This is a genomic window from Candidatus Cloacimonadota bacterium, assembly GCA_034722995.1.
Lineage (GTDB): Bacteria > Cloacimonadota > Cloacimonadia > JGIOTU-2 > JGIOTU-2 > JAGMCF01.
This window is the reverse complement of sequence record JAYEOL010000029.1, coordinates 7,648-18,467: the sequence shown is the minus strand read 5'-3', so window position 1 is coordinate 18,467 and position 10,820 is coordinate 7,648. Positions and strand designations below refer to the sequence as shown.

Annotated in this window: 14 protein-coding genes and 1 pseudogene; 13 read left to right on the top strand and 2 right to left on the bottom strand. The window is 30.6% G+C overall.

The genetic code is table 11. The features are described 5' to 3' along the window. Window positions 1-76: 76 nt before the first annotated feature. Complete coding sequence (locus U9R23_04020; GenBank protein ID MEA3475595.1) at window positions 77-295, bottom strand: hypothetical protein; 219 nt, start codon at window positions 293-295, stop codon at window positions 77-79. A 341-nt stretch (window positions 296-636) separates the two neighbouring features. Continuing rightward, window positions 637-882: a hypothetical protein gene (locus tag U9R23_04015; GenBank protein MEA3475594.1), complete on the bottom strand. Its 246-nt coding sequence runs from the start codon at window positions 880-882 to the stop codon at window positions 637-639. Between the two features lie 322 nt (window positions 883-1,204). On the opposite strand from U9R23_04015, the gene U9R23_04010 reads away from it, so the two are divergent. From U9R23_04010 to U9R23_03950, 13 genes and pseudogenes are all read left to right on the top strand, one after another. Continuing rightward, window positions 1,205-1,867: an HAD family hydrolase gene (locus U9R23_04010; GenBank protein ID MEA3475593.1), complete on the top strand. Its 663-nt coding sequence runs from the start codon at window positions 1,205-1,207 to the stop codon at window positions 1,865-1,867. A 63-nt stretch (window positions 1,868-1,930) separates the two neighbouring features. Further along, a pseudogene (gene rpsP / locus U9R23_04005) lies at window positions 1,931-2,200 on the top strand (30S ribosomal protein S16). A gap of 101 nt (window positions 2,201-2,301) precedes the next feature. Next, entirely contained in the window at window positions 2,302-2,532 is a 231-nt protein-coding gene (locus U9R23_04000; protein MEA3475592.1) for a KH domain-containing protein, read from the top strand. A 141-nt stretch (window positions 2,533-2,673) separates the two neighbouring features. Next, the gene (locus U9R23_03995; protein MEA3475591.1) at window positions 2,674-2,904 is read left to right on the top strand and encodes a KH domain-containing protein; all 231 of its coding nucleotides are present in this window, start codon (window positions 2,674-2,676) and stop codon (window positions 2,902-2,904) included. A gap of 12 nt (window positions 2,905-2,916) precedes the next feature. Then, window positions 2,917-3,438, top strand: coding sequence for a ribosome maturation factor RimM (gene rimM, locus U9R23_03990; GenBank protein MEA3475590.1), 522 nt, complete (start codon window positions 2,917-2,919; stop codon window positions 3,436-3,438). Next, window positions 3,428-4,120, top strand: coding sequence for a tRNA (guanosine(37)-N1)-methyltransferase TrmD (trmD, locus tag U9R23_03985; protein ID MEA3475589.1), 693 nt, complete (start codon window positions 3,428-3,430; stop codon window positions 4,118-4,120). The genes rimM and trmD overlap by 11 nt, the downstream gene beginning before the upstream one ends. Next, complete coding sequence (locus U9R23_03980) at window positions 4,113-4,676, top strand: RNA methyltransferase (GenBank protein MEA3475588.1); 564 nt, start codon at window positions 4,113-4,115, stop codon at window positions 4,674-4,676. The genes trmD and U9R23_03980 overlap by 8 nt, the downstream gene beginning before the upstream one ends. Window positions 4,677-4,712: 36 nt before the next feature. Continuing rightward, window positions 4,713-5,078 carry a 50S ribosomal protein L19 gene (gene rplS / locus U9R23_03975; GenBank protein MEA3475587.1) on the top strand — a complete coding sequence of 122 codons (366 nt, stop codon included), beginning with the start codon at window positions 4,713-4,715 and terminating at the stop codon, window positions 5,076-5,078. A 172-nt stretch (window positions 5,079-5,250) separates the two neighbouring features. Beyond that, window positions 5,251-6,948: a TrkH family potassium uptake protein gene (locus U9R23_03970; protein MEA3475586.1), complete on the top strand. Its 1,698-nt coding sequence runs from the start codon at window positions 5,251-5,253 to the stop codon at window positions 6,946-6,948. A 187-nt stretch (window positions 6,949-7,135) separates the two neighbouring features. Continuing rightward, window positions 7,136-7,846: a TrkA family potassium uptake protein gene (locus tag U9R23_03965; protein ID MEA3475585.1), complete on the top strand. Its 711-nt coding sequence runs from the start codon at window positions 7,136-7,138 to the stop codon at window positions 7,844-7,846. Window positions 7,847-7,944: 98 nt separating this feature from the next. Next, window positions 7,945-8,733 (top strand): hypothetical protein, encoded by a 789-nt coding sequence (locus U9R23_03960; protein MEA3475584.1) that lies wholly within the window; start codon window positions 7,945-7,947, stop codon window positions 8,731-8,733. Next, complete coding sequence (locus tag U9R23_03955; GenBank protein ID MEA3475583.1) at window positions 8,708-9,703, top strand: RluA family pseudouridine synthase; 996 nt, start codon at window positions 8,708-8,710, stop codon at window positions 9,701-9,703. Before U9R23_03960 ends, U9R23_03955 begins: the two co-directional genes overlap by 26 nt. Before the next feature lie 126 nt (window positions 9,704-9,829). Beyond that, window positions 9,830-10,820 (top strand): aminopeptidase P N-terminal domain-containing protein (locus U9R23_03950; GenBank protein ID MEA3475582.1); only part of this gene is annotated, 991 nt, incomplete at its 3' end.

Genomic DNA, 10,820 nt, shown 5'->3' with positions numbered 1-10,820 from the left:
ACGATTAACCAGTTTTTTCTGGAAGTTTTTATTCCTTTTCGTCAAAAAATTAAAAACATCTCTGGAAAACTTTATTTCATACATTTAATTCTTTTTTTATCTTATTTAATGAGATAGCTCTACCTTTTTTCAATTCTTCTATTGCTTTTTGATAGACTTTGTTGTCATCAGCAGTGAAAAAATCATCTTTATCTATTTCCTCCCAAAAACGGATTTTATCATCTGGAAGTTTACTTATTGTATCTAAAAATTTGTTATAAGAGTCATCGTTTATCTCTACTAAAACTCTTTTCATTTGTCCTCCTCATTGATTTTATTTTTGAAAATATGCTTATTTAATAAAATTATATATTAAAATATTTTGTCAAATTTTTATCAGATTTTTCCCTATTTTTTATAGATGTCACCTCTTGAATTAGCATGATAAAAATAGATCAAACTACGATCTTCAATAATTGTATAGAAAAAACGATATGTCCCAATTCTCAAACGATAATCGTTTTTAAAGCCATTGAGTTTTTTATATTCAGCGATAATTATTACTTTTGCAATTTCTTCCTGCTTTTTTCAAATCGCTTTATAAAACGGTCAGATTGCTTATCCAGGAACTTTTCGAATTTTTGAGAATACTCTACTTTATACATTTACATTTTCTTTTGGAAATCGTTTCCTAAAATATTCGTCTGCTGAAACTGTCTCCCCTTTTTCCAATTCCTTTAAGGCTTCAGTACGAGCTTTCATCTCTTCTTCAGTTAAGTAATCTGGATCTTCATCTATAATTTCAACAGGTTCTATCTTCTTAAATTTTTTAATTAATTGAAAAAATTCATCTTTTAAAAGTATAATTTTTGTCTTTGTTTGAGTTGTATGTAAAGTAAGCATAATATTATTCCTTTCTGAATAGAAAAACAAATTTTTTAATTGCAAATTTGGAATTAATTCTTTCCAAATTCTTGTTTATTTTTCTATTCCTCTCAAACCCAACTTGTCTTTAATAAAAAAATTATGTCAAATTTTCTCTTTTCTTGACAGATAAATTTCTCTATCACCCGTTTCAATCCAAATGAAATATTCTTGTCCAGAAAACAAATCGGGACGCAAAGGAGAATGAAAATGTTATTTCCATTGATTAATGTTGTTATATTATTTTCTTTGTGTCCTTTGTGGTTGCTTTGTGTCCTTTGTGGTTAGGATCGATTTTCAGATGAAAAACATTGAAAAAGTAGATACCATAATCTTTGATATGGATGGAACTTTATTGAAATCAGATACATATTGCGTAGGTGCTATCCAGAAAGCAATCTGCGATGTTTTTAAAAGGCATAAAATAAATTCGGAAATCCCTTCCCCACAAAAAATATTAAAAGAAGTCGGAAAGCCATCTCGTCAATTTTATCAGGATATTCTACCCGCAAAATATAATTATCTTATTGACGAAGTCTTTGCAGGAATACAAAAAAATGAGTCAGAAGCTCTTCGGAATGGCAAAGGCAGACTTTTTAATGGTGTGATTGATATCCTGAAGTATTTTCAAAGAAAAAAATATAATTTAGCATTGGTGAGCAATTGTAGTTCTTTCTATTTTAATACCGTGATTGATGTGTTCCACCTTGATAAATATATGAATAAAACACAATGTATTGGCGATAAACCTGGATTAATAAAACGCAAGATTATAAAAAACTTAATAAAAGATTTTAATAGCAATTTAGCGGCTGTAGTTGGTGACAGATTCTATGATATAGAAGCAGGAGAGCAGAATGGCTGCATTACGATTGGCTGCTTATATGGATATGGAAATAAATCAGAATTGAAGGAAGCAGATATTCTAATTGACAATATATTAAAATTAAAAGAAATTTTTTAATTGAAAAAACTTGACTCTATTTTCATATTAAAAATAAATTACTATCTAATTTTGGAGGTATAATTGTCAGTAAAAATCAGATTGAGAAGAACTGGTAGTAGGAATCAGCCTTCATATAGAATTATGGTTGTTGATTCCCGAAAAAAGAGAGATGGAAAATTTATTGAACGAATTGGCTTTTACGACCCAAAGCCAAAGGAATTAAAATATAAAGTTGATGAAGCAAGAGCAATCTACTGGCTTGGTCAAGGTGCAATTCCATCACCTACAGTAAAGTCTCTTTTAAAACGTGCTGGAGTTCTAAAAAAAATCCATGAGATGAAGTATAGTAAGAAAGTCTCAAATAAGAAGTCAGATATAACTGCAGAAAAAAATATTGAAATTAGAGAAAGCACTGAGAAATCAGTAAATAACATCAATACAAGAGGTGCAGAATGAAAGAGTTAATCGAATTCATGGCTAAAGCATTAGTTGATAACCCTGATGATGTCTCTGTTAAAGAGGTAGCTGGAGAAAGAGTTACTCTATATGAATTGAAAGTTGGCGAAGGCGAAGTCGGAAAGGTTATTGGCAAAGGTGGACGAACTGCTAATGCTATGCGTACTATTCTCAATTCAGTAGCAACCAAACATGGTAAAAGAGCTGAGTTAGAAATTCTCGAATAATTACAATTATTAATGGAAATTGAAGATTTAATTTCCATTGGTATTATTAAAAAGGCAATCGAGAATAATTGAAGAAGAAAATATTGAAATTAATGAAAGCGCTGAGAAATCAGTGAATAACATCAATGCAGGAGGTGAAGAATGAAAGAGTTAGTCGAATTCATGGCTAAAGCATTAGTTGATAACCCTGATGATGTCTCTGTTAAAGAGGTAGCCGGAGAAAGAGTTACTCTATATGAATTGCGTGTTGGCGAAGGCGAAGTCGGAAAGGTCATTGGTAAAGGTGGACGAACTGCTAATGCTATGCGAACCATTCTTAATTCAGTAGCAACCAAACAGGGTAAAAGAGCTGAGTTAGAAATCATTGAGTAATAATAATTATGAATGGAAGTTGAAGATCTAATTTCCATTGGTATTATTAAAAAAACAATCGGGAATAATGGCTCTGTTTCCATTATTCCCGAAACTGATTTTCCAGAACATTTTAAAGAACTATCAGAAATTTTTATTGTATTTCCCGATAATACCGTTTGTATAGAATCAATTGAATTATGCAAAATTACTAATAACAATATATCCATTAAATTTAAAAATGTAAATACTAAAACAGAGGCTTTGAGATTAAAAAATTGTAAAATTATGATTCCTGAAAAAGAACTTTATCCACTAAAAAAAGATGAGATATATCAATTTCAACTTGATGGATTTAAGGTAATTTCTAAAGATAGCAAAATAATTGGAAAAATTGACTATATCTTTTCAACTAATGCACATAATATTTTAGTTGTAAAAGATGGGAAAAAAGAAATTCTCATCCCTTTTTGTGATAAGTTTGTCAAAAAAATTCTAAAGAAGGATAAGAAAATTATAATCAATCCAATTGAGGGATTACTTGATGCAAATTGATGTTCTAACACTCTTTCCGGAAATGTTTAAAAGTCCGTTGTCCGAAAGCATTGTAAATCGTGCTATTAAGAAAAATATACTCTCTGTTGAACTTATAAATTTTAGAGATTTTTGCCATGACAAAAATAAACAGGTTGATGATTATCCTTATGGCGGAGCACCTGGTATGGTAATAAAACCTGAACCTATCTTTGAAGCAATTGATTTTCTAAAGGATAAAAGAAAAGATTTGATAAAAAGTAAAGAATTTCCCATAATTTATTTAACGCCTCAAGGTGAAAAATATAATCAGAATATTGCAAGGAAGCTTTCAAAGAAAAGTTATATTATACTTATTTGTGGTCATTATAAAGATATTGATTACAGAGTTCGCGAGCATTTAGTAAATCGCGAGATATCTATCGGAGATTATATCTTATCTGGTGGAGAATTACCAGCAATGCTAATTATTGATTCAATTGCACGGTTGCAAAAAGGGGTTCTAACTCATATTGAATCTGCAGAGACTGATTCTTTTCAAGATAAATTATTAGACTGCCCCTATTATACTCGCCCCAGAGACTATCGGGGATTTAAGGTTCCAGATATTTTACTTTCCGGTAATCATAAAAAGATATTAGAATGGCAAAAAAACAAAAGAGTTGAGCTTACAAAACTTAGGGGGGTACAAACTAATGTATGATAATATCTATGTTGGTTTAGTGCATTATCCTGTATATAATAAAAAGCAAGAAACTGTTTGTACATCTATCACAAATTTAGATTTGCACGATATTGCTCGTTCTTGCAAAACTTATGGTATAATGAATTTTTTTATCATTAATCCACAAGAATCTCAAAAGGAAATCTTTAGACGACTAAAAAAATTTTGGAAATCAGACTTTGCCAAAAAGTACAATGTTGATAGATTTGATGCTTTTGATACAATTGAGTTTATGCCAGATATTTCGTCTGCAAAAGCCTGGATTGAAAAGAAGTTTGATAAAATTCCAATCGTTATTTCAACTGGTGCAAGAAAAGTCTCTGGAAGTCTCAAATACAAAGAAGTGAGGAGAATTTTAAAAAGGTCTTTTCCAAAATTGATTCTTTTTGGCACTGGCAATGGACTTACTGATGCAGTCATTAACCAGAGCAATTTCCATCTTCAGAGAATCAAAGGAGTTAAAGACTATAATCATCTTTCAGTAAGAAGTGCGGTTTCTGTAACTCTTGACAGATTAATCGCAGAATATGAATAAAAGCAAAAAATAGAACTAAAACAATGGAGTGTCATCATGGATATATTGGAAAAAATTGGTGAAGAGAGTATTAAGAAAAATGTTCCATCCTTTAAAGCTGGAGATACGGTTAAAGTTCATTTTACAATAGTAGAAGTAGAAAAAAAACGAATCCAAACCTTTCAGGGCATTGTAATCCAAAAACGCGGTTCACTAATTAATAAAACATTTACTGTTAGAAAAATTAGTCATGGGATTGCTGTTGAAAGAATTTTTCCATTATATTCACCTCTGATTGAAAAGATAGAAATAATTAGACGTGGACATGTAAGACGGGCTAAGCTATTTTATATTAGAAAATTAAAAGGTAAAAGCACGAAAGTCAAGGAGGCTAAACGGCTAAGTGTTAATAGAAAAAATTAGAGGTTTAAACACATTTATTAAGTTAATAAATTTATGTAAGTTTACCTTCACCTAAACATTAATTTTGCTAAAGTTAAAATATCATTCCAAAGGAAAATAAAGCGATTGAGTCAAAATATTTTATTACAATACTATCACAAATTAATTATAATTTCTTAAATTATTAAAATTTATGCCTATGTACAATTATTATAAGGAAAGCCCGAAATATTGGAAGTTCCTTGAATTTTTGATGTTTCCTGTGGCAATTGCTTTTGTAATTTTTTTAATTTATAAATATTTACTACAAATATCACTCCCAGTCTTCAGCCAAATAACTCAAATCTGTTTGTTCTATTTTGCAATTCTTAATATTGTAAAAATTGCGTTTCATAAAGGTAATCTGGATTACATTAAGAAAATTATTGTAGACCTAACTGCAGTTATTGTCTGTTTTTTACTGTCAGAACATCCACTTATCTTTCAATCTTATGTTATTCTTCGCCAGGCTGTGATATTTTCAGACAAACTTGCTACTTCACAACCAGCTGTAAATATTTTTTCAAGATTCAGAAATCATCCTGCAAAGGTTATCTTAATCAGTTTCGCATTTGTTATTTTGCTTGGTTCAACTTTTTTAAGCTTACCAATTGCATCTTCTGATGGTGAAAGCATAGGTCTTATTGATGCAACTTTCACTGCAACATCTGCAACCTGTGTTACTGGTTTGATAGTATTAAATACCGGGACTGCCTTCTCTTTATTCGGTAAAATAATTATTTTTCTCCTTCTGCAAATCGGTGGATTGGGCATTATGACTTTTTCTACTATGCTGATTATGCTTTTGGGCAGACGGCTTAGTTTAGGCCCACAATCGTTAATGCAAGGTGTCTTGGGTGAAGCTGGTCAACTGAACATGACCAAGCTCATTAAAGCGATTTTGATTACAACCTTCTCCTTTGAAATTATAGGTACAGCGCTTTTGTTTATCAAATTTCATACTGTTATACCTGATATCAAAACAGCCGTGGGATACTCTATATTCCATTCGGTTTCAGCCTTTTGTAATGCAGGATTTTGTTTGTATTCAGATAGTTTTACTCAATTTCAAAACAACTTATTAATGAATATTGTTATGATTTCTCTAATAATTTGTGGAGGTATAGGCTTTGGAGTGTTATTAGATATTAAAAATAATATCTTCAACAGAAAACAGGTTAGATCGTTTTCTTTGCATTCAAAGATTGTAATTAGCTCAACAATTTTCTTGATTGTTGTAGGTGCGATATTGATTTTTCTATTTGAATATAAAAATCAATTTCAAAATCTACCTCTGAAAAATGGATTAATGGCCTCTGTATTTCAATCTGTAACGACAAGAACTGCTGGTTTCAATACAATGAGCATTGGAAAGATAGGCTATGCAACATCATTACTTATGATAGTATTAATGTTTATTGGTGCCTCACCTGGCTCAACCGGAGGTGGAATAAAAACTACCAGTTTTGCGGTTCTAATCCTTTCTGTCTGGTCTATCATTAAAGGTCGTGAAGAAGTGGAAGTTTTTAATCGTACAATTTCGCCAAAAGTTACAAAAAAAGTTATGTCTCTGGTAGCTATCGCTTTGACCATATTAATTGTTCTTATTTTAGTGCTTTGCCTATCCGAAAAATCTCCTTTTGAGAAGATTATTTTTGAAGCCTTTTCAGCCTTTGGAACTGTCGGTCTTTCAATGGGATTAACCCCAAACTTGACTGCAATTGGCAGAATTGCGATTATACTTCTTATGTATTTTGGCAGAGTTGGTCCACTTACAATTGCTTTTGCATTAGGTGAAAAGAAGATAAAGACTTACTATCATTACCCAGAAGAGAATATAGCAATTGGATAAATTAGAAAACAAAAGAAGATTAAAATAAAAAACTTGAAACTCTATGGTTAGGTAATATTCTATTGACATGATTAAGATTGAAAGATTGTCCCGACAAATCAGGACGCAGGATGAGCTACGAAGGGTGAATTCATCGGGAAAAGATTGAAAAGATTAAATCTTTATAAATCTTTTTAGGAGGATTACTATGTCTCAATTTGCTGTAATCGGTTTAGGTAGATTTGGAATAACTGTTGCAGAAACCCTGACGAAAAAAGGAGCTGAAGTAATAGCCATCGATAATGATGAAAAAAAAGTAGAGGAAGTTAGAAGTTTTGTTACTAATGCAATCTGTCTGGACTCTACTGATGAACAAGCATTGAAAGCTGCAAATATAAATAATGTTGACGCTGTAGTTCTTGCAATTGGTGGAAATAAAGAAGTAAGCATTCTCACTGCAGCAATCTTACGAAAAATTGGAGTCGGAAAAATTATCGCTAAAGTTGATAGCGTGCTCCATGCGAGAATTCTAAAAATTATGGGGGTACAAAGAACAATCTTTCCAGAACAATATGTTGGAAGAGAAATTGCTAATCTGTTGGTATCGCAACATATATTCACTTATATGGAAGTCTCCAAAGACCACAGCTTAGTAGAGATTTCAACACCCCCATTTTTCATCGGTAAATCATTAAAAGAATTAGACATCACAAATAATTATAATGTAAGTATTATTGCTATAAAAAGTTCCAAACCAACAGTTGCTGAAAACGGAGATAATATCGTTAAAGAAGAAACTAATTTTATTCCCTCTGCTGATGATGTCTTAAATGAACGAGATACTATTTTAGTGATAGGGAAAAAATTAGATATTGATAAATTGATTAAAATGTCTGAAAAACAAATCAAAAAAAAGTAATAATATTAGTGAATGTCTATAATTATATGTAAATTATAATATGAGTTTAAAATAAGGCTCTTCATCGGTCGCGGCGCCCAGACGGAAAGGAGTTGACTATGAAATATTCTTTTCAAACAAAATTAAGAATAATAGTTCTTCTATTGCTGATTCTTATAATTATTGAATCAGCACTAATCATACATTATGTTACAAAAATTTCCTATACTGACGGAAGTGACCCTTTTTCCCTGATAAGAGATAGAATGCTTAGTATAGAATACATTTTCCTTTTTGTTGAAATTATTCTTGGAATTATTTTACTCTTCTATATTCCAATTATTCTTAATAAATCTTTCAAACCTATTGAAAATGTATTTAATGAAATAGAGAGAGGAAAACTGGATATTACTATCTCTGAAAAGTATAATAAAGGACCAGTTTCATCCCTAATTAATTCAACAAATATTATGCTTAAGAATTTAAGAGACTTTGATAAAGCCAAGAAAGATAAAATTATTGAAAATCGGTCTCGCCTTGATTTAATATTAAAGAATATTAACGATGGAGTTATAATAATTAATGATAAATGCGAAATCGTTCTGATTAATAATCATTCACAAAACTTACTCGGAATATCTTCTGTTGAAAACAACCCATCTTTACTTGATTTTCATTTTGAAGGAGAGATATTAAAATATTTTGAAGAAGCCATTGCAAAAAAGATACTGATTCCAGAAAGAAAAATCTACTTCCCAAAAATCAAAAAACATATTACATTCAAAAACGGAATTATTCACGATGAAGAAGGAAGATTTAAAGGAATGGTAATAATTATTACTGATATTGATTTAAAAAGATTATATGATACTAATGTAAATAATGTTAAACCAAAACAAGAACATTAATATACAAAAAGAGATTACCATCACCACGCATTGCAATGAAAAAATCCGAATTGATAAATATTTAGCAAGTCTTGGAAGAAAAGACCTTTATTCCCGCAGCTTCATAGACAAATTACTAATAAACAATCTAATTACAATCAATGGCAAGATTGCCAGAAAGAGTGAAATTCTAAATGGCAATGAAGAAATAATAGTTAAAATTCCGCTCCCGGAAGAAAAGAATATAGTTCCAGAAGATATTGATTTAGATATCGCTTACGAAGATAATGATATTGCAATCATAAATAAACCTGCTGGAATGGTTGTTCATCCCGCTCCCGGGCATTATAAAGGGACACTCGTCAATGCACTAATCTATCATTTTAAAAAGCTCTCAAATTTAAATACGTCATTCAGACAAGGAATTGTACACAGACTGGATAAAGACACTTCTGGTCTAATGATTATTGCTAAAAATGACTATGTTCATTCATTACTAAAAAAGTTGTTTGAAAATCATAAAATTCAAAAAGTATATCTTGCATTAATGATGGGGACCTTACTCGAACAAGAAGGAACAATTAAAACTTTCTATGGAAGAAATCCAAAAAATAAACAGAAAATGTCAGTCAGACCTGAAGGCAAAGTAGCCATAACGCACTATAAAGTTTTAAAATCTTTTCCGGGTTTTGACTTAACAAAAGTATATTTAGAAACAGGACGAACTCATCAGATACGAGTGCATTTCTCATATATTCACCATCCTATAATGGGTGATAAAATATATTCTTCTAAAAAGCAGATGTTGAATTTAGTACCCTTTTCAGTAAAAAATAAGATAAATGAAGTTATTACTTCAATTTTAACACGACAGGCTTTGCATGCATACAGATTAGAATTTATCCATCCCATTACAAAAACTAAAATTTCTGTTAAAAAAGATATGCCTGAAGATATGCAAAAGGTGATGGAATTATTTAATGATAAATAATTCTAAGTAATTAAGAAATCTGTAGGTATCATTTAGTAAGATACATTTCAAATATGAAAATATTGCCAAGCTTTATTTAAAATCAAATTTACGGTTTAAATTAATCAACTAATTAGAAAGGATTATATGAATAAGCAGTTTTTCATTTCTAATCGGAAAAAACTTTTTAGAATGATGGATGACAATTCACTTGCAATTTTTTATGCTGCCAGAACAGGACCCGGCACATTACCCACTGAATTTGTACAAAACAGGAATTTTTATTATCTTTCAGGTCTTAATGTGCCTAATGCTAAACTTATTATGCATAAAAAAGGCAAGAAAAATATGGAATTGCTTTTTATAGAAAGAAACATCCCTGAACTTGAAGTCTGGCTTGGAAAAAAAATGTCTAAAGAAGATGCAAAGAAAATTTCTGGCATAGAAACCGTTTATTATACAGACGAATTTGAAAGGCATCTTCATTCTTATGCACTCTCATCAAATATGTGCTATTATGACTATGAAACCTCCTTAATAAATACTAATCTTTCTTATAGTTTAGCACAACTAAATCTCATAAAAGAGCATTACCCTACAATTAGAATTGAAAAAGTAACTCCATTTTTATCAAAACTACGCATGCGAAAAAACAAGGAGGAAATAGAAAATATAAAGAAAGCAATCTCATATACGAACGATGGAATAAGAAGTACATTAGAGCATGCCAAACCTGGAATGATGGAATATGAATTAGAAGCATATTTCAGATTTGAATGTATCAGACGAGGAGAAAAGAAACTTGCATTCTCCCCAATTGTTGCAAGTGGTAAGAATGCGACAATTCTGCATTATGAAAAAAACAATTCAAAGATTGAAAAAAATGACCTGGTGCTTTTAGATGTTGGTGCGAAATATAATGAATATAATGCAGATATTTCAAGAACTTTCCCCGCCTCAGGAAAATTTAATAAAAGACAGAAAGAAGTATACAACGAGGTGCTTCAAATTCAGAAGAAAATAATTAATTCAGTAAAACCTGGCATTACTATTAAGGAATTGCAGACTAAAACTATTGAATTAGTCACGGAAACACTTTTCAGATTAAAATTAATCACGAAAAAATCCAAAGTATCTC